The sequence below is a fragment of the Thermoactinomyces sp. CICC 10521 genome (assembly GCF_016055135.1).
GTDB classification, from domain to species: domain Bacteria; phylum Bacillota; class Bacilli; order Thermoactinomycetales; family Thermoactinomycetaceae; genus Thermoactinomyces_A; species Thermoactinomyces_A daqus.
Map to the genome: position 1 here is coordinate 303,855 of NZ_JAECVZ010000001.1, position 19,295 is coordinate 323,149.

Sequence of the window (19,295 nt, forward strand, 5' to 3'; positions counted from 1 at the left end):
TTGCCAATGTTATCCGCCTTTCCTGATGTCTCGATGTGCCACACGACAACGTTCATAATCCTTGAATTCGCCATAAAGGTACTCAGCAATCGCCACCGATCGGTGCTTGCCGCCCGTGCAGCCGATCCCGATCACAAGTTGCGCTTTTCCCTCACGGACATACTGCGGAATCAAGAACCGCAACATGTCAACCAATTTATCGAGGAACTGTTTCGTTTCCGCCCATTTCATCACATATTCAGCGACATCCTGATCTTTGCCTGTTTGCGGACGAAGCGAGTCAACATAGTGCGGGTTGGGCAGAAAACGAACATCGAAGACCAAATCAGCATCGATCGGAATCCCGTGTTTAAAGCCAAACGATTGAAACGTAACCGCCATCCCGGCATCATCCCGCCGGGCAAACAACGTGGCTATTTTCTCTTTCAGCTGGGCAGGTTTCATCATGCCCGTATCAATGATATGGTTAGCCCGTCCTTTAATCTCCTCAAGCAATTTGCGCTCTTGCATGATCCCGTCAAGGGGAGTCCCATCAGGAGAAAGCGGATGCCTGCGTCTGGTTTCCTTATACCGGCGCACCAGGGTCTGGTCATCAGCATCCAGATACAGAATCTGATAGTGAATGTCATGCCGTTTCTCCAATTGATCAAGCGATTCAAAAAGAGAAGCAAAAAATTCCTGGCCCCTCAAGTCGATGACCAGGGCGACTTTGCGATATTTGCCATTGGACTCCTCAAGCAGTTCGGCAAACTTGGGAAGCAGGATGGGCGGAAGGTTATCGACACAAAAAAATCCATGGTCTTCAAGGCTTTGCATCGCAACTGTTTTTCCAGCTCCGGACATTCCAGTGATGACGACTAATGTGAGTTCTTTTGCTTTTTCCATGCCATCACCTCGAATCCATTTTTTATATTATACCTTATTTGCGCCCGCGTGCTAAAAGTCCGGCCGCTCCGATGAATCCGGCCCGGTTCCCCAGCTTCGCCAGAACAATCTCGACCCCCTGTTTCACGTTGTCCTGCGCCTCTTTTTCATATGCTTCCCTGAGCGGGTTTAAGAGCACATCGCCCGCTTTTGCAACTCCTCCGCCGATGATAAAGCGGGACGGATTAAGCACCAGGGATAAAACGGCCAAAGTGCGGGCCAGCGCATCGATCGCCTTCGCCACGATTTCGGAAGCCACGGGATCGCCTTTCGCACAGGCGGAGAAGATTTCACGCGCGGAAAGGGACTCTGCCGTTAAAACCGTTTCCCTTCCCTGATCGATCGCTTCCCGGGCCATGCGTACCAGCGCAGTGGCGGAAGCAACCGTTTCCAGGCAACCGATTTGCCCGCAGTTGCACCGAACCCCCTCACGATCCACCTGAATGTGGCCCACTTCACCGGCAAAACCGTTCATGCCATGAAGCAGATGCCCTTCCGCAATCACCCCTCCGCCGACTCCGGTTCCCAGGGTAATGCAGACGAGATCGTCCACGCCTTTACCGGCGCCCTGCCATGCTTCTCCCAATGCCGCAACATTGGCATCATTGTCGATGGAGACCGGAACTTGCCAGGCCTGTTCCAGTTTCTCCTTAATCGGCACATTTCGCCAACCGAGATTTGTTAAATATTTCACAACCCCGTTTGGAATATCCAAAAATCCGGGCAGCCCGACACCGACACCGCCGATTTGATTCCAAGAGATCCCTGCACCATCCGCCAGTTGCTTCGCGTCCTCCACCATGCGCGCAATCACGCCGTCCGGGCCATCCTCTTTCTGCGTCAGATGTTCCGCCTCTGCCAAAACTTCTCCGGATTCCGACATCAGGCCCATTTTCATGCTGGTACCGCCTACATCAATCCCGATATAATATTTTCTCATAGCTGCACCTCAACCTTTGATGTCTCCGTTTTCATTTCTGAAACTAAGCATATCATGCGCATCAGACGCATACAATGCCTAAGAACAGATTCCTGTCCTTTCGGTACATCCCGGAGGGGGGAAGGCATGCCCCCAAGCTCTGACATTTGATGGCTCTTCCACAAAAAAGAAAGGACTGCCGGCTTCGATTAGCCAGCAGCCCGCCCCTTCACCCGATCAGGGCTTATTCTTTCGTTTCGCTGTATTCCTCCAAGAAAGCTTCAATCTGCTCTTTTGTCTTCGCGTAACGACTCGGCAGGCGTCCCACTTCTTTCCCGTCTTTAAATACGATAAAAGCGGGAATTCCTTTTACATTATATTCTTCGGCGATCGTGCGCGATTCATCGACATCCAGCTCGCCAAATTCAAATTGGCTGGCAAACTTGGCAGCGATGCCGGGCATGTCGGGAGCCACCCGTTTGCAATCGACACACCAGTCGGCGCTGAACTCGACAACCTTATTTCCTGTATTGATAAACGAATCAAAACGATCTTTATCCAGTTTTTTCATCAGGACGTTTGCCTCCTTTTAGGAAAAACACTTTTTCGCCATCGGTTCCAAGATTTTCGCATGGCGGGAAACCGTCGACAGCGAAACCTGATATTTTTCCGCCACTTCTTTTTGCGTCAGGGCAAAGCCATGGTATTTGGCCGCCAGGTATTCAAGAGCAGCCGCCCACCCCTCCACTTTGCGCACAGTAGTCACCTGCTCGGGAGAGTGGGTCATCCATGCTGCCCACAAGCGTTCAATCGCCTCTTGCAACTGGCGGGAGCGCCCGGGTATGTTCTCCAGACAGCAATGGAGCACTTCCTGCCATTTCCCCCGCTCGGCCGGCTCCTTTTCATTCTTGCGCCCCGAAGCGGCTGCCTCGATCTGGCGCAGGAGAAATAAAGCCACTTCCCGCAGATCTTGGTCTTCATCCTGTTCAATAAACGATTTCAACAAACTTCTGACCTCGTCATCCGCAATCCAGCCGAGCAGACGCAATACATGCAATTTGGTCTCACGGTCTCCTCGGCCGAGCGCCCAGAAAAAAGAGGAGCGGATTAGCGGATTTGTTTTGATCTGCTGCAATAACTCGCTGCTGTCATTGCCGGATTCAAAGCGCAGGAACTGCTCTTCAAACGGCAGCTGATAGTGATAGTACACCTTTGGAATCTCTTCCATTTGCAGCCACTCATCCATATGCTCCAGGTAGAAAACAGGAACCTCGGACTCAGAATGAATGGCCGCCGCTTTTTTCCAGAAATACCGGGCGCGCTCATAACGGCCGGAGTTCCATGCCGCCACGGCCGCATAGTGATAAAGGCTCGGTTCATGCACTCCATCCAGCTTGATTAGGCGCACGAACAGCTCGTAAGCGACGTGATGTTCGCCCAAAATCCCGAGTGTGGTCGCCAATTTGTAAGTATGTTCCTGATGAAACGGAACCAGTTTTTTGAGCATCTCAATAATGCCCTCGTTTTTTTCCGTCTCGCCGGTATGATGGCTGAGAACAGCCAGATTGCACAGGGCATGCAAATTGTTGGGATCGATTTTAAGTACCTGTTCAATCAGGTTCATCGCTTCCTGCAATTCCCCTGTATAGTAGTAGGCCAAAGCCAGATTGTTGCGGGCCGCCAGAAATTCCGGATGCTCCTCGATGATTTCCCGCAAGAGCCTGATCGCTTGCAGAAAGCGCCCTTCCTCCAAGTAGGCCCTTGCTTCTTCATGCTTCATCATGTACGGAGGGAGCCCGGCCGGAACCACTTCTTTCGGCGGACGTCCCATCTCTTCGGCCAACATGTACAGCATGTCTTCCGCTTCTTCCGCATACTCTCCGCTTGGATCCATGGTCAAATATTCGAGCAGGTAATCTTCGGCCAGCTCCAAGTCTCCCATATTGGCCGCATTATTCGCCATGTAAAAGAGACATTCGTACAATCCCGGATCAACTTCATCCAACACTTTCCCCAGTACTTCGTTTGACTCCTCGAAGCGCCCCAATTCCGACAAGATCCCCGCCAGATTGCAGTAGTTGACAGGATTGTCAGGCTCGAGTTCCATTGCCAGACGAAAATATTTCACCGCTTTATCATATCGGTGGCGGTCAAGCGAGCGAACGGCGCGTTCAAAGAAAAATCCCGCATCCATCCGCAAACGAACAATTTTTTCATTTTTATTATTTATGCCAACCTGAGTCTTTTTCATCTTGAATCCCCCTCACCCAGCAACACGTTTCCGAGCTGTGGTGCGGTCCGTTTTAATGATGAACTTCTCTTTCGCTTAAAAACTTTGAGATACTATTTTATCCATATTATAACCTAAGTAAATGGGGAATGGGAAAAAGCAAAATGAAAAAAAGATCGCCAATCCTGACGATCTCTTGAACAAAGTGGCATCTGATTCAGTTCTCCCCGTGTGATTTGCCGTTTTTCACATTGCGTTCTTCCAGTTCACGCAAAACCTCGTCCAACGGCAGTTTTTGCTCCCGGAGCAGGACGAGCAGATGATAAAGCAAGTCCGCCGTTTCATGGCGCAACTCATCCGCCGAGCGGTTTTTGGCGGCGATGATCACTTCGGCCGACTCTTCTCCCACCTTTTTCAATATTTTATCCAGCCCTTTTGTAAACAGGTAAGTGGTGTAGGAACCTTCCGGGCGCTCAGCCTCGCGGCGGGCCACGACCGATTCCAACCAGTTGATCACGGAGAAGCGGTCAGGTGCAGCCGTAACTGCCTTGTCAAAACAGCTGTAGGTTCCCCGATGGCAAGCGGGCCCCATGGGAATAACTTGCACCAGAATCGCATCGCCGTCGCAATCATAATGGATAGCCGTAACCTTCTGCACATTCCCGGACGTTTCCCCTTTATGCCAAAGTTTTCTGCGGGAACGGCTGTATAACCATGTTTCTTCTTTGCTGATCGTGAGAGAAAGCGCTTCTTGATTCATATAGGCTAGGGTGAGCACTTCTTTGCTGACTGCATCCTGGATAATCGCCGGAACAAGGCCGTTTTCATCAAATTTTACTTTTGCGGGGTCAAAGGTGACATTCAACGCACTTCCACTCCTTTAGCTCGCAGGTGCTCTTTCACGCTGGCAATCGAAACTTCTCCAAAATGAAAAATAGAGGCAGCCAATGCGGCTGAGGCAGCAGTTTGCTCAAATACTTCGGCAAAATGCTGCTCATTTCCGGCACCGCCCGAAGCGATGACGGGAATGTTTATTTCCCGGGAAATTTCCCGGGTCAGCGGCAGATCAAAGCCGTTTTTCTGACCGTCCTGATCCATGCTGGTGAGCAAAAACTCGCCCGCTCCCCGATCCACCGCCTCTTTTGCCCAGTCCAAAGCCCGTTTGCCGGTGTGGTTTCGCCCTCCGTGCGTATAGACAAACCAATCCCCGGCATCCGGATCGTATTTGGCATCGATCGCCACCACGATACACTGGCTGCCAAATCTCCTTGCTCCTTCTTCAATCAGTTCGGGATTTAAGATTGCCGAGGTATTGATGGAAACCTTATCCGCACCTGCGCGCAGAATCTCAAACATGTCCTCCACACTCCCGATCCCGCCGCCGACGGTGAAAGGAATGCTCAGCTCCCCTGCCGCCCTTCTCACAACATCGCGCATCGTCTTACGCCCTTCATGGGAAGCTGAAATATCGAGAAAAACCAGCTCATCGGCCCGCTGGCGATCATATTCGGCCGCAAGCTCCACCGGATCGCCGGCATCGCGCAGGTTGACGAAGGAAACACCTTTCACCACGCGCCCGTCTTTTACGTCCAGACAAGGGATAATTCGTTTGGTAATCATTGATTCCTCACCCCGGCCACTTCACGCATCGCCTCCCCGAGCCTGATCGCGCCGGTGTACAGCGCTTTTCCGATGATCGCCCCTTGAACTCCTTCCCTTTCTGCCTTTGCCAATTCCTTCAAATCGTCAATTGATTTGACTCCACCCGAAGCGATCACCTGTTTTTTACACGCGCGGGCCAAATCGCGGACCGCTTGCACATTGGCACCTGACAGCGTGCCATCACGGGAAATATCGGTAAAAACAAACGTTTCCGCCCCCAACTGCACCATCTCCGCAGCCAGCTCCTCAGCGGACACTTCCGAAGTATCCAACCAGCCGTGGGTGGCCACTTTGCCATTGCGGGCATCAATGCCGATCGCAATCCGGCGGCCATGTGATTTCAGCGCCTCTTTCACAAAAGCCGGGTCATCCAGAGCAGCCGAGCCGATGACCACACGGCTCACCCCCGCTTCGAGCAAGCGTTCCAGGCGCTTGTGATCGCGCACTCCGCCTCCCACTTGAACGGGAACTTCAACCAACCGGGTTAATTCTTCAATCAATCGGTAGTTGGCCGATTCTCCGGAACGGGCCGCATCCAGATCGACCACATGCAGCCACTCCGCTCCCTGCCTGATCCAGGTTTGCGCCACCTGCAGCGGATCTTCCCCGTACACCGTTTCCCTGTCGTAATCTCCTTGTGTCAGCCGCACGCATCTGCCACCGCGAATATCAATGGCAGGGTATAATTGAAAGTTCATGTTACACTCCCACCTTCGTCTCTGTTAAGAGCACAAATCGCTCCAGCAATTTCCTGCCCAGCTCTCCGCTCTTCTCAGGATGAAACTGCATGCCGTAAATATTGTTCCGCGCCACGACCGCCGTTACCGGCTGATAATAATCCGTGGTGGCAATCACGTCCTCCGCATTCCTCGCCTGCACATGGTAAGAATGGACAAAGTAGACATAATCCTCTTCCAAACCGTAAAAGAGAGGGTGGGGATGCTTGATCGACAGCCAGTTCCATCCCATATGGGGAATCAGATAATCTCCGGAAAACCGGACGACATGGCCGGGCAACAGGTTCAGCCCCTGATAATACCCATGTTCATCACTGCTGGAAAATAACAGTTGCATCCCGAGGCAAATCCCGAGCAGCGGTTTCCCCTGGTTTGCTTCCTGTTTGATGACGGAAACCAGCCCGCGTTCCTCCAATTCGCGCATGGCATCCCCAAACGCCCCGACACCCGGCAAAATGATCCCGCCCGACTGCTTGATTTCCTCATGGTCAGAGGTAACCCGAAACGGGACATTCATCCGCTTCAGCGCCATGGAAACGCTGTGCAAATTTCCCATTCCATAGTCGATGACAGCCAGCATCACAGCACCCCCTTTGACGAGGGAATCCCCTGCACGCGCGGATCAAGCGATGTGGCTTCATCCAGCGCTCTGCCCAACGCCTTGAAACAAGCTTCAATCATATGGTGGGTATTGCGGCCGTAATGAAGAATCACGTGCAACGTCATCCGCGCCTCCAGGGCCAGCTTCCAGAAAAATTCATGAACCAGTTCCGTGTCAAACTGCCCCACCTTGCCACCGGGAAGATCCACCCGGAATTCCAGATGGGGACGATTGGAGAGATCAAGTGCCACTTGCGCCAGCGACTCATCCATCGGGACAAAAAAGTTTCCATAGCGCCGGATGCCCCGTTTATCCCCCAAAGCGCGGCGAAGCGCCTGACCCAGGCAGATGGCAATATCCTCAACCGTATGGTGGTCATCGATTTCATGATCGCCTTTCGCTTTGACGCTCAAATCAAACTGGCCATGCTTGGCAAACAAATCAAGCATATGCTCCAAAAACGGAACGCCTGTCCGCAGTTCCGTCCGTCCCGATCCATCCACGTTCAACGTCAGGGAAATCTCCGTTTCACCGGTTTTTCGTTCAATGCTACCGATTCGCTCTTTTGCTTCCACCTTTTTGCTCCCCTTCCTTCGCATGATCCAGACGCACCCGGATGGAGGCAGCATGGGCCGTCAAACCTTCTGCCCGGGCCAGCGTCATCACTTTTTCCCCGTCCCGGCACAGCGCCTCCCTGCTGTAGGAGATCAGGCTCGTCTTTTTCACAAATTGATCCACACCGAGCGGGGAAAAGAAGCGGGCAGTTCCATTCGTGGGCAGGACATGGTTGGGCCCGGCGAAATAGTCGCCGATCGGCTCCGGACTGAAGTTCCCCAAAAAGACGGCTCCGGCATGTTTTACTTTCCCCAGCCACTGCCACGGTTCTTCGATGGCAAGCTCGAGATGCTCAGGGGCCAATTGATTGGCTGCGGCAAAGGCCTCTGCAAGGTCGTCAACCACGCAAATCGCTCCGTGCCGCCGGATCGATTCCGCCGCAATCTCGCGCCGTTCCAGCCGGTTACATTGCAGCTCCACTTCCTTTGCCACTTTTTCCGCCAAATCGGGAGAAGGCGTGATCAAAACAGCGGAAGCCATCGGATCATGCTCCGCCTGCGAAAGGAGATCGGCAGCGACATACACGGGATTGGCCGATTCATCCGCAATTACGACTATTTCACTCGGCCCGGCGATGCTGTCAATATCAACCTGCCCGTAAACAGCCTGTTTCGCCAAGGCAACATACACGTTGCCAGGGCCGACAATTTTGTCAACCGGCGGAATGCTTTCCGTTCCGTAGGCCAACGCAGCCACCGCCTGCGCTCCGCCAACTTTGTATATCGACGTCACCCCGGCGATCCGCGCGGCTGCCAGGGTCGGAGCATAAACCGTGCCATCGGGCAGAGGAGGCGTCACCATCACCCGTTCCGGCACCCCCGCCACTTTTGCGGGCAAAACATTCATCAGCACGGAGGAAGGGTAAGCGGCCTTCCCCCCCGGCACATAGACACCGACCCGTTCAAGCGGCCGGATCAGCTGGCCTAAAATCGTCCCGTCCAGTTCGGGTGAGAACCAGGAATTCTGCTTTTGTTTTTCATGGTAGGCTGAAATGCGCCGGGCAGCTTCATGAAGCGCTTCGAGAAAAGCGGGTTCCACTTTCCCCATCGCCTCGTCGATCTCTTCTTCGCTCACCTTGAGCGTCACAAGATCGGCTTTGTCCAATTCTTTCGTCAGCCGAAGCAGCGCGGCATCCCCTTCTTGTCTGACCTGTTTGATAATGCTTTGGACAATGCGCCTCTCCCGCTCGGTATCCTGGTCATTCTTCCGCCTGGTATCCAGTTGCTCTCTCTTTATGATCGAGATCATCGCCTGACACACTCCCCAATCACCTTGCTTAAAGCGTTCATCAAAGCCGAAATGGGTTCACTTTTCAATCGGTAACTGGCCCGGTTAGCAATCATCCTGGACGTGACCGTGCAAATCGGTTCAAGCTCAACCAGCCCGTTTTCCCGCAAAGTTTGGCCGGTGGACACAATGTCGACGATCCGGTCGGCCAAACCGATGATGGGTGCCAGTTCAACCGAACCGTTTAGCAGGATTACCTCGACTTGCTGCCCCTTTTCTTTAAAATATTTCTCGGCGATGCGGGGGTATTTCGTGGCAACCCGCGGGTAAAGTCCCGGTCTCCAGTCCGGCTTCCCCGCCACGGCCATCCGGCAGGGACTGATGCGCAAATCGAGCAGTTCATACACGTCGCGTTCCTGCTCCAACAGTACATCTTTCCCCACAATGCCCAAATCGGCCACACCATACTCCACATAAGTCGGCACATCCATCGGCTTGGCCAGAAAGAGGGAGAAGCCCGCTTCCGGCATGGTAATCACCAGCTTTCGCGAATCCTCGTTCAGAGAATCAGAGACGGGAATCCCCGCCCTGCTGAACAATTCGAGGGCTTCCTTTAAAATGCGCCCTTTGGCCATGGCAATGGTCAGCATCCGCCTTCCCCCTTTCCTTCCGGCAAGGTCACAACCCGGTCATAGCGCTTTGCAATCTCGGGCAGCCCGTCCTCTTCCGCAAGCAGATGGGTCGCCACCGCATATCCTTCCTCCCGCAACTGACGGGCCCGGGACAGAGCTTCTTTTTTCCGGTCTGCCTGATAAAACAAGCCGATCGTTTCCCGAGGTTCGGGACGGAGCGGGCATGCGGCAAGCAAATGGTCAAGTTGTACCGCAAAACCGGTCGCCGGCAAAAAACGGCGGAAATGACGATACAACCCGTCATACCGTCCCCCGCTGAGCAACGGGAATCCCTGGCCGGCAGCATATCCTTCAAAGTAAACACCGGTGTAGTAATCAAGGCTGCCCACCAGCCCGAGATCAAGGGTCACCGCTCCGGCGCATCCATAAGCATCCAGATATTCAAACAACTCTTCCAGATGCTGTCCCGCTTCCTGAACGGCAAGACTCCGGCTTCCGCTCGTTAAACGTTTGATCTGATCCAGCGTCGTTCCTGCCTGAACCAACGTTTCAATCTCAATCCGTTGAGACTCCTTCAGCCCGATTTCCCCAAGCTGCTTGCGAAATTCGACCAAATTTCGCGCTCCCAGCTGCTCTTTCAGCCGGGTGAGCGCTTCATCATCCTCAATGCGCTCGCGCAGGAACCCTTCCAACAGCCCGACATGACCCAGCGCGATTTGAAAGGAATCGACCCGGCAAGCGGTCAAGACCTTGACAGAGAGCGCAATCACTTCGGCATCTGCCTCCGCCCCCGCTTCCCCGACCAACTCAACCCCGGACTGAAAAAATTCGGAATTGCGGCCAGCTTCATTTTCCTGCGCACGAAAAACATTGGCATGGTAACACAAACGCAGCGGAAGCGGTTCGTGTTTCAACAGGGAAGTAACCACCCTGGCGATCGGGGCGGTTTGGTCCGGCCGCAACACAAGGGTGTTCCCTTCCCGATCCATGCATTTGAACATGCGTGATTCATCGATGGCGCTCGCTTGGCCAACCGTCTCATAAAATTCCAGGGTCGGCGTCCCCACTTCCGCATAGCCCCATTTGGCAAACTCGGTTTGGATCAATTCTTCCATCATGCGTTTCCTTGCAGCCAGTGGCGGCGGAAAATCACGAAAACCAGTCGGTTTTTCAAAAATAAGCGGCTTGGTCATTCTGGCTCCCCTTCATCCGTTTTGCTTTAGTTTACTAATACGCTAAAGGATTAATTGTTTCATAGTATAACACGCTTGCGGCACTTTGGCTAGGAGGCTTTTCCCGTAAAAAATTTATTGCCGGTTTTGTCTGGCTTTTAGTTGGAAAATCAGTCCACCTGTTCGGTCTCTTTCAGCCAGTTCACCATCTTTTCCAACGCCTTCCGCCGATACGAATAATGCATTCGTTCCGCTGATGTCATATCTTTTAATACCTTTGTCGCACCATCGGGAAGAAAAATGGGATCAAACGGGAACCCCGGCTCCGGTTTGATCCTCTCCGGCCACTCCTCCAAAATGACGCCCCTCGTCTTCCCGGTGAATACCTTCTGTTTCCCTCGCCAGCTTACCCCGACTGCACCTTCAAACCAGGCCCTCCGGTCTTCCCCTGCCAGCAGCTTCGCGATCCCGCGATAGCCGATTCTCTCAAACACGCGTTTGGTCAGGACCCCGGGGAATCCGGGATAAGCGGCCAAATACAGTCCCGCATCATCCACCATAATGGGACCGGATCCGCTAACGGCCGCTTGCTCCAATTTGATGCGGGCCACTTCTGTCACCGTTCCTGCATCCGGTTCGTCCAGCGGAAGGTCGATGCTTTCCACTTCAAAGCCGAATGGAGATAAAATTTCCCTCGCTTCTGCCAATTTCCCCGTATTTTGTGTTGCAAAAAAAATCTTCATCTGACTCTCTCCTCTTATCGCACATCAGGCATGCTGTTCTCCTTTTATCGGAATCCATTTTTGCTCTTCCGCACCCCTGCTTTCCTATCTTAATCTACCCTAAGCCCGTTTTTCATTCACATCTCCGCACCGCCCGGCCATAATTTTAAAAAAGTGGACAAAAAATGACGCTTTGTTACGAATATATAAATATATTTATTTTAAGCTTATGGCCAAAGTCTCCCGGAGCAGGAGGATGCGGGGTTTGGTGGTTTTCTTCACTTTCCGCTCCTGAAAAAGTCGTTGCAGAGAAGCCCCCTTCCGCTGAAGTTTATCCACTGCCCGGATGATTGACTTTTTGTGACTGAACCTGATGTTTCCGATTCAACGCTTGTGGAAAGGAGAGGACGCACATTATGGCGATGTTGGCTTTCTTGTTTTTCACAGCTGGGGTCGTCCTCGAATTGCTCGGCTTCATTCTCATATTAAAAGGAAAAGCAACCTCACTGGAGCCTATCATTCTGGGACTGGTCTGCTTTTTAATCGGTTTTTTGGCCCGCTGAATCCGACCATTTACATAAAAAAGCACTCACCCTCGCCGGATGAGTGCTTATGGCCTTTGTTTTTTATCCCAGCACTTGACTCAAAAACTGACTTGTTCGCTCTTCGCTCGGATGCTCAAATATTTTCTCCGGCGTTCCTGTCTCCACAATCCGGCCTTCATCCAGGAAGACGACCTGATCGGCCACCTCACGGGCAAATCCCATTTCATGTGTCACGATCACCATCGTCATCCCCTCTTTGGCCAGTTTCTTCATCACCGACAGCACTTCCCCGACCAACTCCGGATCAAGAGCCGAAGTAGGTTCATCAAACAACATGGCTTTCGGTTCCATGGCCAAAGCCCGGGCGATGGCCACCCTCTGCTTCTGACCGCCGGACAGGGAGCCGGGATACACATTTGCCTTGTCCTCCAACCCCACCTTGCACAGCAATTTCCACGCCATTTCTTTCGCTTCTTTTTTCTTCTTTTTCTTCACATAAACCGGAGCTTCCATGATGTTTTCCAACACATTTTTATGGGGGAACAAGTGAAAGTGTTGGAAGACCATCCCCACCTCCTGACGAATCCAATTTAAATCGCTTTCTTTTGGGTCGACCTTTTCCCCGAAGAGGTAAATTTCCCCGGAATCGGACTGTTCCAGAAAGTTCATGCAGCGAAGCAGGGTGCTTTTTCCTGAACCGCTGGCCCCGATCAGCACCACCACTTCCCCTTCGTTTACCTGAAGATCAATCTCTTTCAATACTTGCAGCTGCCCGTACCACTTGCTGACCGCCTTCAGTTGAATCAAGCCCCGACACTCCTTTGTTCGACATTAAGCCGTTTTTCCAGCCATCTCAGCATAAAGGTGAAGATGAGAATGAGCGCAAGATAATAAAGCCCGTTAACCAAATAGGTTGGAAACTGTCTGAAGTTGTCCGCAGCTGCCCCCAATCCGCTCGCCCACAGTTCTGTTCCGCCGATGTAAGCAACCAGTGAAGAATCTTTCAGCCCAATAATAAACTGATTGCCCAAAGCAGGAATCGAACGGCGAAACGCCTGCGGCAGGATGATCCGGCGCATCGCCAGCCAATAAGACATCCCCAGGGAGCGCGCCGCTTCCATCTGGCCATTTTCAATCGATTGAATCGCCCCGCGGAAAATCTCGGCGATATAGGCTCCGGCATGGACAGCCAAAGCGATCACCCCCGCCGTAAAGGAATCCAGTACCACGAATTCCGCCAGGCCAAAATAAAGGGTGACAATTTGTACAATCAGCGGTGTCCCGCGAATAATCGCGATGTAAAGAAGAGCCATTCCCTTGAGAACAGGATTCCCCGACAGGCGGCAAAAAGCGAAAAACAAACCGATCGCCGTCGCCAGTAGCAGTGACCAAAAAGTGAGCTGCACGGTCTGCCAAGCCGCCTGCATAAACTCGTCAAAAGTGGTTTGGAAAATCTCCAGTAACGTTATCATCAGCGGGCTCCCTCCTCTTGTTCGTTTGTCAAAATATTCCGATTAAAATATTTTTGGCTGATCCGTTCATAAGTTCCGTCGGCAATGATCTTTTGCAGAGCCCGGTTCATCTTCTCCCTTAACCGGTCATTACCTTTGCGAACCGCAATCGCCATGTTATCCGTGGTCAGCGGCTTACCGACATCCTGAATCGGAAATCGCATCTTGTTCATGGCATACAGGCCGACTGCCTGATCCGTAATCACGGCATCAATCCGATCGGTCGGCAAATCCTGCAAGGCGGTAATATCGCTGGTATACTCCACAATATCCGGGGAATATTTTGCAGCAACATCTTTAAACGTACTCGCCTTGACCACACCGATTTTTTTCCCTTTCAGGTCTGCGGCCGATGTAATGCTGCGGTTCCCCTTTTTCACGAAAATCTGCGCCCCTGAACGGTAATACGGGTCGGTAAAGTCAACGGCCTTCTTCCGCTCATCCGTAATCGCCATGCTCCCGATGATCGCATCATACTTTTGCGCCTGCAAGCCGGCAATGATCGTCTCCCAGGGAGTGGTCACGGGCTTCGGCTTCAATCCCATCTCTTTGGCCAGCGCCTTTCCGATTTCCACATCAAAACCGGTCACCCGGCCCCCATTTTTAAAATCACGATAGTTAAACGGCTTGTACAATCCGCTCATGGCAAATGAGAATGTGCCTTTTTCCAGGGTAATCTGCCCTTTTGGCCCGGGACCGGCACAAGCGGTCAAACCCAAAAACGCCATCAGCAAAAAAGAAATACCGGATATCCAAAGGAAACGAATTACAAAAACCTCCTTTTGCCGATGGAAGTTATTTCAAAATAAACTTCTTGATTCTATTTTGAAATAACTTCCATACTTAAATTGTTTCACTCTATAAAACCCCTGTTACCCTTCTATATAGTTTTGCAAACATTTATATTTAAAATAATTATTTCGCAACTACTTACATCCATTCTTCGTCTATAAAAAGAAAGGTTGCTTGCAGAAAAATAAATAAAATGATCTTGAAAAGATTCATTTTTTTCTACACAATGTAACCCAAAAATATTAAAATTAAATTATTAGTCTCCATTAAGCAATTATCTTTTATTCTTCTTTTTATTCGTTTTTTGTTGCATTCCTCAATCCATATTGGGTTGCATTTGACGAGACATGAATGTTTTCTGGAGAGGAGTTTTTGCATGTACAAGGTGATCGGGCTATACAAAAAGACAGAGAAAGAAGAAGAATTTATAAACCATCTCACCAATAACATTATTCCCCAAGCGCTGAAGATTCCCGGGATTATCAAAGTCGATATCACACACCTCGTCCCCTCCCCGTCATCTCCAAGTGATATTAACGAATACAATGACTATTTCCTGATGTGCGAAATCTACTTCGCCAGCTCGGATGCATTGCAACAAGTTCTGGAGAGCGAACAGGGGAAAGCGATCGCCGAAGTCTGGGTGGGAAGCGCCTCTTCCTTCTTAACCACTTACGTCGGTAAAGAGGAATCTTATACAGCGAGTTTATTTACACGCTATCAAACATAAACCTTTGCATGCTTTTCATCCCTTGCAAATATCCATCCCATGTCTGCACTTGAAAAGCTGGCCGGTCCGTACCGGCCGGCTTTGTTTTTGTCCCCGATTGTGGTATGCTACGTTTCGGAAAATCAGGGTTTTGGAAAGGAAGTTCAGTCCATGATCTATCGCTCCTTACGCCGTTTACTGTTTCAGATGGACCCGGAACAGGCTCACGAATGGACGATCCGCTCGCTCAAATGGATGCAGGCAAATCCATGGATAAAAAACTCGTTTCAAATGCAAATGACCGTGAACAACCCGCGCCTTCACACCACTTACTGGGGACTTTCATTTCCAAACCCCGTCGGACTGGCAGCCGGGTTTGACAAACACGCCAACGTATACCCGGGTTTGGCCGCTCTTGGCTTTGGTTATGTGGAAGTGGGAACACTCACTCCACGGCCGCAAAGCGGAAACCCCAAACCACGCCTCTTTCGGCTTCTTCCCGACCAAGCGGTGATCAACCGTATGGGCTTTAACAACGATGGGGCGGAAGCAGCCAAGGCATCATTTACCCGCCTGCCCCGCCCCTCCATTCCGATCGGCATCAATTTGGGCAAAAACAAGGACACACCCAATGACGAGGCTGCCGAGGATTACCGGAAAGGATTAAATGAACTTTATTCCTGCGGCGATTATTTCGTGATCAATATCAGTTCTCCCAACACCAAGGGATTGCGCGATCTCCAACATGCCGCCTCGTTAAACAGCCTGTTGGCCGCCATCCTGGAAAAGCGCGATGAACTGGCGAAAAAATATGAACAAAAACGGCCAATCCTCTTAAAAATTGCCCCGGATTTAGAGAACGAAGAAGTGGAAGAGATTGTCACCATCGCCCTTGAAAAAGGAATTGACGGTATCATTGCCACCAATACCACCATTTCCCGCGAAGGTTTGTCCTCTCCTTTGCAGAAAGAAACAGGCGGGCTCAGCGGCCGTCCGCTCGTCAACCGCTCCACGGCTATGATTCGCCGGATTTACGGAATCACCCGGGGCCGGGTGCCGATCATCGGAGTCGGCGGAATCTTCACCGGTCAGGACGCCTATGACAAAATCCGCGCCGGGGCCAATCTCATCCAGGTTTATACCGGCATGATCTACCGTGGGCCCTCCATCGCCAAATGGATTAATCAGGAACTGCTCGAACTGATGAATCGGGATCAAGTGTCCAGCATCAGCGATCTGGTCGGTCTGGATCATCAGTAACTCGTCCGTTCACCGCCGGCAAATTTCAGGCTCTCCCTCTTTTTCGTTCGGGAGAGCCTGTTTTATACCGAAGGCGATAAAATTCCGTCAAAACCAAAAGTTTCCTGAACAACTTTTGAAACGGAATGAATAAGGCAAGACAGCTGTCCGGGTCTTCAGACCTTCACTCGAAACATCTGAGCCCCTTCCTTGTAAAAAGCCCGGAAAAGTCCGGGCTGCAGCTTCTCCAACTATGCCTTTAACTCTATACCTTTGACATCAAGCTGATATTTCTCTATGGCCTTTTTTAGCCAATTTTGCTTTGGATGATCAATATAGTTCGTAAAATCCGGTTCCCGGCGATATTTTTTCACAATCCCCTGCTTCCAAAAGTACTCCTGGATGATCTGCCGGATCTTCTCTGCATCTTCATTTTGACAGCGGATCGTCAGCTTGGCATAAAACTCCTTTGGCCGGCCTTCCTTCCGATAAAATTCAACATGAATGACTGCATGGGGATTGACGTATCTATTTCGAAGAAGATAAAAGCTTGTTTGATTATATTGTAATCGATCCAAGCTATCCTGATGTAGCTTTATGTCCCCCTCTCCATAGCGAATTCTCATCGCTTCTGCGATTTCTTTGATCAATTCCGGTTGTAAATCAACGGTACGCAATTCAAACTGGTACTGCTGATACTCCTCCGGGCAATACTTCTTTTCCGGTGGTTTTTCCGGTACATCGATGTCCAGATTATATTTTTCTGCATAGGGCCTTAACCAATTTTTATAAGGATCATTCACATAGTTTACAAAATCCATGTTATAGTCTTCATAAAGATCTTCCGCTGTTTCCACAAATCTACGGAATGCTTGCTGCACCTTGGGCGCATCTTCTTTCCGGCAACGCACCACTACATGGCAATAATCATTTTCATCTCCGACTCCGGCATAAAAATACACCGCGATCACGGCATTCCGGTCTTTTTCCTCATTTCGAAACAGATAGAACAGATCCTTTTCTCTTCGGTTATACCAAGCATCACCGTAATCCTTTAACTCTTCCCCGGAAATCCGGATCTCCATCGCCTCTGCAAATCCTTTGATTAATTCCTCATCTGCATCCAGGCAATACATGTACCACTGGTATTGTTCATAGTCTTCCGGTCGAAACATCTTATCCCTCCTGTTTCTTCGGGGTCACAACTTTTCCGCCTTTCAGGATCAACCTTCTTCCTTCTCCATCATAAACAATCACTTCGATCTTAGGGTGAAGCTTACTGAATTGGTCAATGGATCCATCATACTCTCCGACCTGATTATCTGCCTTAATTAATTTTCGATTTTTCCCTTGACAACCGGGACACGTCCTCCGTTCGGTAAACAGGATGAGCCGGTCTCCCTCTTTCCCCGGACTGTTCCCTAGTTTACTGGATATATATTCCAGTATTTTTGGTTCGGAGTCATACTGGCGCCCATGTCCGATATTCTCATTTTCATCAGGTTGATAATCCATTGGGTATACCTCTTCTTGCCCCTCTTTTGCTTTCACATAGTCAAACTTAAACTTATCTCTCGGGACTTCCTTTACCCATCCCTCTTCAAAAATAGGAATGTTTTTCCCGGAATAAGCCTTCAGCTCATGTTCCGAAATTCCCGCGATTTCCACTTTGGCCGTGGCGAAATTTTTGCCTCCGTCTAAAAGAGAATCTCGAAACTTAACAATACTATTTGCTTTATTTTTACTATACCCTTTCGCAGTTAACTGTTTAGTCGCTTTATCCTTATTTTCAGTCCCAACCAATTCAATAATCTCTTCTATTAGCTTTTTCCGTGATTTTTCCGCTTCGGTGGATAAGCCCTGAGTCTGCTTGGCCAGCAGTTCCGGAGTGATTTTTTGTGTGGGGCTGGCCCAGCCGTGCGGGTCGAGTTGGTCACTGTAGGAGATCACATCTTTCGGGCCGCTGCCGGGACGGAAACAATGGAGCGGCCCTTCCGCAGCGGCAAAATACTTGGGCATGGGCTGGTAGCCGAAGCAAGGATCAGCGGACCTGGCCAGATACTTTTCCAGTTTCGCCAAGACCGGCCCTGTCTGTTTCTGGACGGACGCTTTGACCATCTGAACGGCCGGTTGGATCACCGGTTCCATCAAGTGATAGCCACCGACCAACAATCCCCCGGTCAAAGCTCCGGCCAGCACGCGTTTGAAGCTGAACTTTCGCCCGTGCAGCCAGTCATCAACGATCGTGGTGCCTGCTCCTTCTCCGGCGCCGATCACGATTTTCCGGGAGAAGAGCTTCTGCATGGCTTTCGGGAAGCGGCTGATCCACCGGCTTCCTTTTTCCATCAATGCACCCGCGGTTTTAAACCGGCTCAAATAGGGAAGCATTTTCACCCCAAGCCAGCCCAAACCTCGCTCCAACGCTGCGGAGAAGCCCATGCCGCACAGCCCGAGCACTCCGCCGATGCCGCCTTCCAAAAAGGTGGACTGGTCGATTTTCCCGCCATTGAGCAAAACACTGATCCCAAATGAAGTTATCGCGCCCCCCAGAACCGATGCACCGAGCGGTGGCGCAATAAAGCACAAAACCACACCGACGATGATGACGACGGTAAACAATATGTACCCTTTGTATTTCCAAACCCAGTCCCAGGCGGCGGACAGCCCGTCGACCACGACGCGCGCAAACCGGTCACATACCTTGGCAATCCAGTCCCAGGCTTCGGCAAAAGCTTCTTTCGTTTTCTGCCAGGCAGCCGAAATTTTCTGTTTCGTTCTAGACCAGAGACTGGAAACTCCATCCTTCATCTCTTTCCAAAAGCTGTGATTCTCGTTTTTTGCCTCGGTGACTGCTTTGGACGGTGCCGGTGCAGGGCCCGATTTCACTTTGTCAAAATGATCATTTACTTCCGGAACTTGGAAGCTCCCGCTCTCGGCATAAACCGGGACATGTCCCAGCAGTCCTGCCCCTGCAAAAATGAGGAGCATGACCACAACCCATTTGAACACGCTCTTCCTCATAGCCCTTTACGGAAAGCAAAAAATCCCCGCTTGCTTT

At 51.1% G+C, this 19,295-nt stretch carries 21 protein-coding genes; 3 read left to right on the forward strand and 18 right to left on the reverse strand.

Going from position 1 to position 19,295, the window contains the following annotated elements; genetic code table 11:
• Positions 1-9 precede the first annotated feature (9 nt).
• From rapZ to I8U17_RS01710, 13 genes are all read right to left on the reverse strand, one after another.
• Complete coding sequence (gene rapZ, locus I8U17_RS01650; protein ID WP_033099839.1) at positions 10-885, reverse strand: RNase adapter RapZ; 876 nt, start codon at positions 883-885, stop codon at positions 10-12.
• A gap of 34 nt (positions 886-919) precedes the next feature.
• Entirely contained in the window at positions 920-1,864 is a 945-nt protein-coding gene (locus I8U17_RS01655) for an ROK family glucokinase (RefSeq protein WP_033099838.1), read from the reverse strand.
• Positions 1,865-2,087: 223 nt separating this feature from the next.
• Complete coding sequence (locus tag I8U17_RS01660) at positions 2,088-2,414, reverse strand: thioredoxin family protein (protein WP_198058926.1); 327 nt, start codon at positions 2,412-2,414, stop codon at positions 2,088-2,090.
• Positions 2,415-2,432: 18 nt separating this feature from the next.
• The gene (locus I8U17_RS01665; RefSeq protein ID WP_232330822.1) at positions 2,433-4,094 is read right to left on the reverse strand and encodes a tetratricopeptide repeat protein; all 1,662 of its coding nucleotides are present in this window, start codon (positions 4,092-4,094) and stop codon (positions 2,433-2,435) included.
• A gap of 196 nt (positions 4,095-4,290) precedes the next feature.
• Positions 4,291-4,938 carry a bifunctional phosphoribosyl-AMP cyclohydrolase/phosphoribosyl-ATP diphosphatase HisIE gene (hisIE, locus tag I8U17_RS01670; protein WP_198055956.1) on the reverse strand — a complete coding sequence of 216 codons (648 nt, stop codon included), beginning with the start codon at positions 4,936-4,938 and terminating at the stop codon, positions 4,291-4,293.
• Positions 4,935-5,693: an imidazole glycerol phosphate synthase subunit HisF gene (gene hisF / locus I8U17_RS01675; protein ID WP_198058927.1), complete on the reverse strand. Its 759-nt coding sequence runs from the start codon at positions 5,691-5,693 to the stop codon at positions 4,935-4,937. The genes hisIE and hisF overlap by 4 nt, the downstream gene beginning before the upstream one ends.
• A complete protein-coding gene (gene hisA, locus I8U17_RS01680) occupies positions 5,690-6,433 on the reverse strand; it encodes a 1-(5-phosphoribosyl)-5-[(5-phosphoribosylamino)methylideneamino]imidazole-4-carboxamide isomerase (RefSeq protein ID WP_033099834.1) in 744 nt (247 codons plus the stop codon). Before hisA ends, hisF begins: the two co-directional genes overlap by 4 nt.
• 1 nt (position 6,434) lies before the next feature.
• Positions 6,435-7,052, reverse strand: a complete 618-nt coding sequence (hisH, locus tag I8U17_RS01685) for an imidazole glycerol phosphate synthase subunit HisH (RefSeq protein WP_033099833.1) — start codon at positions 7,050-7,052, stop codon at positions 6,435-6,437.
• A complete protein-coding gene (hisB, locus tag I8U17_RS01690) occupies positions 7,052-7,648 on the reverse strand; it encodes an imidazoleglycerol-phosphate dehydratase HisB (protein WP_033099832.1) in 597 nt (198 codons plus the stop codon). The genes hisH and hisB overlap by 1 nt, the downstream gene beginning before the upstream one ends.
• On the reverse strand, positions 7,623-8,933 hold the full coding sequence (gene hisD / locus I8U17_RS01695) for a histidinol dehydrogenase (RefSeq protein ID WP_370589199.1): 1,311 nt from the start codon (positions 8,931-8,933) through the stop codon (positions 7,623-7,625). Before hisD ends, hisB begins: the two co-directional genes overlap by 26 nt.
• Positions 8,933-9,565 (reverse strand): ATP phosphoribosyltransferase, encoded by a 633-nt coding sequence (gene hisG, locus I8U17_RS01700; RefSeq protein WP_033099831.1) that lies wholly within the window; start codon positions 9,563-9,565, stop codon positions 8,933-8,935. The genes hisD and hisG overlap by 1 nt, the downstream gene beginning before the upstream one ends.
• A complete protein-coding gene (hisZ, locus tag I8U17_RS01705; RefSeq protein WP_198058929.1) occupies positions 9,559-10,740 on the reverse strand; it encodes an ATP phosphoribosyltransferase regulatory subunit in 1,182 nt (393 codons plus the stop codon). Before hisZ ends, hisG begins: the two co-directional genes overlap by 7 nt.
• A 149-nt stretch (positions 10,741-10,889) precedes the next feature.
• Complete coding sequence (locus I8U17_RS01710) at positions 10,890-11,462, reverse strand: non-canonical purine NTP pyrophosphatase (protein WP_033099829.1); 573 nt, start codon at positions 11,460-11,462, stop codon at positions 10,890-10,892.
• A 395-nt stretch (positions 11,463-11,857) separates the two neighbouring features.
• On the opposite strand from I8U17_RS01710, the gene I8U17_RS01715 reads away from it, so the two are divergent.
• Positions 11,858-12,004: a hypothetical protein gene (locus I8U17_RS01715; protein ID WP_160173800.1), complete on the forward strand. Its 147-nt coding sequence runs from the start codon at positions 11,858-11,860 to the stop codon at positions 12,002-12,004.
• A gap of 63 nt (positions 12,005-12,067) precedes the next feature.
• Here I8U17_RS01715 and I8U17_RS01720 read toward each other — a convergent pair whose 3' ends face one another.
• Genes I8U17_RS01720 through I8U17_RS01730 form a run of 3 tightly spaced genes read right to left on the reverse strand, consistent with a single transcriptional unit; the run spans position 12,068 to position 14,225 of the window.
• Complete coding sequence (locus I8U17_RS01720; RefSeq protein WP_198058930.1) at positions 12,068-12,793, reverse strand: amino acid ABC transporter ATP-binding protein; 726 nt, start codon at positions 12,791-12,793, stop codon at positions 12,068-12,070.
• Positions 12,790-13,458, reverse strand: coding sequence for an amino acid ABC transporter permease (locus I8U17_RS01725; RefSeq protein ID WP_198058931.1), 669 nt, complete (start codon positions 13,456-13,458; stop codon positions 12,790-12,792). The genes I8U17_RS01720 and I8U17_RS01725 overlap by 4 nt, the downstream gene beginning before the upstream one ends.
• A complete protein-coding gene (locus I8U17_RS01730; RefSeq protein ID WP_198055953.1) occupies positions 13,458-14,225 on the reverse strand; it encodes an ABC transporter substrate-binding protein in 768 nt (255 codons plus the stop codon). Before I8U17_RS01730 ends, I8U17_RS01725 begins: the two co-directional genes overlap by 1 nt.
• Before the next feature lie 440 nt (positions 14,226-14,665).
• On the opposite strand from I8U17_RS01730, the gene I8U17_RS01735 reads away from it, so the two are divergent.
• Together I8U17_RS01735 and I8U17_RS01740 are read left to right on the forward strand one after the other, a co-directional pair.
• The gene (locus tag I8U17_RS01735) at positions 14,666-15,019 is read left to right on the forward strand and encodes an EthD family reductase (protein ID WP_160173799.1); all 354 of its coding nucleotides are present in this window, start codon (positions 14,666-14,668) and stop codon (positions 15,017-15,019) included.
• A gap of 153 nt (positions 15,020-15,172) precedes the next feature.
• On the forward strand, positions 15,173-16,258 hold the full coding sequence (locus tag I8U17_RS01740; protein WP_198058958.1) for a quinone-dependent dihydroorotate dehydrogenase: 1,086 nt from the start codon (positions 15,173-15,175) through the stop codon (positions 16,256-16,258).
• 230 nt (positions 16,259-16,488) lie between these two features.
• Here the strand turns inward: I8U17_RS01740 and I8U17_RS01745 are convergent, their stop codons facing one another.
• Complete coding sequence (locus tag I8U17_RS01745; RefSeq protein WP_198058932.1) at positions 16,489-17,412, reverse strand: hypothetical protein; 924 nt, start codon at positions 17,410-17,412, stop codon at positions 16,489-16,491.
• 1 nt (position 17,413) lies between these two features.
• On the reverse strand, positions 17,414-19,246 hold the full coding sequence (locus tag I8U17_RS18680; RefSeq protein ID WP_198058933.1) for a deaminase domain-containing protein: 1,833 nt from the start codon (positions 19,244-19,246) through the stop codon (positions 17,414-17,416).
• Positions 19,247-19,295: the final 49 nt, after the last annotated feature.

Bases quoted from the DNA above. Each gene is read 5' to 3' on its own strand.
- I8U17_RS01730 (WP_198055953.1), bottom strand. From the start codon at position 14,225: ATGGCGTTTTTGGGTTTGACCGCTTGTGCCGGTCCCGGGCCAAAAGGG.
- I8U17_RS01715 (WP_160173800.1), top strand. From the start codon at position 11,858: ATGGCGATGTTGGCTTTCTTGTTTTTCACAGCTGGGGTCGTCCTCGAA.
- hisZ (WP_198058929.1), bottom strand. From the start codon at position 10,740: ATGACCAAGCCGCTTATTTTTGAAAAACCGACTGGTTTTCGTGATTTT.
- rapZ (WP_033099839.1), bottom strand. From the start codon at position 885: ATGGAAAAAGCAAAAGAACTCACATTAGTCGTCATCACTGGAATGTCC.
- I8U17_RS01735 (WP_160173799.1), top strand. From the start codon at position 14,666: ATGTACAAGGTGATCGGGCTATACAAAAAGACAGAGAAAGAAGAAGAA.
- hisF (WP_198058927.1), bottom strand. From the start codon at position 5,693: ATGATTACCAAACGAATTATCCCTTGTCTGGACGTAAAAGACGGGCGC.
- hisA (WP_033099834.1), bottom strand. From the start codon at position 6,433: ATGAACTTTCAATTATACCCTGCCATTGATATTCGCGGTGGCAGATGC.
- hisH (WP_033099833.1), bottom strand. From the start codon at position 7,052: ATGCTGGCTGTCATCGACTATGGAATGGGAAATTTGCACAGCGTTTCC.
- I8U17_RS01710 (WP_033099829.1), bottom strand. From the start codon at position 11,462: ATGAAGATTTTTTTTGCAACACAAAATACGGGGAAATTGGCAGAAGCG.
- I8U17_RS01725 (WP_198058931.1), bottom strand. From the start codon at position 13,458: ATGATAACGTTACTGGAGATTTTCCAAACCACTTTTGACGAGTTTATG.
- I8U17_RS01660 (WP_198058926.1), bottom strand. From the start codon at position 2,414: ATGAAAAAACTGGATAAAGATCGTTTTGATTCGTTTATCAATACAGGA.
- hisG (WP_033099831.1), bottom strand. From the start codon at position 9,565: ATGCTGACCATTGCCATGGCCAAAGGGCGCATTTTAAAGGAAGCCCTC.
- I8U17_RS01655 (WP_033099838.1), bottom strand. From the start codon at position 1,864: ATGAGAAAATATTATATCGGGATTGATGTAGGCGGTACCAGCATGAAA.
- I8U17_RS01745 (WP_198058932.1), bottom strand. From the start codon at position 17,412: ATGTTTCGACCGGAAGACTATGAACAATACCAGTGGTACATGTATTGC.
- I8U17_RS01665 (WP_232330822.1), bottom strand. From the start codon at position 4,094: ATGAAAAAGACTCAGGTTGGCATAAATAATAAAAATGAAAAAATTGTT.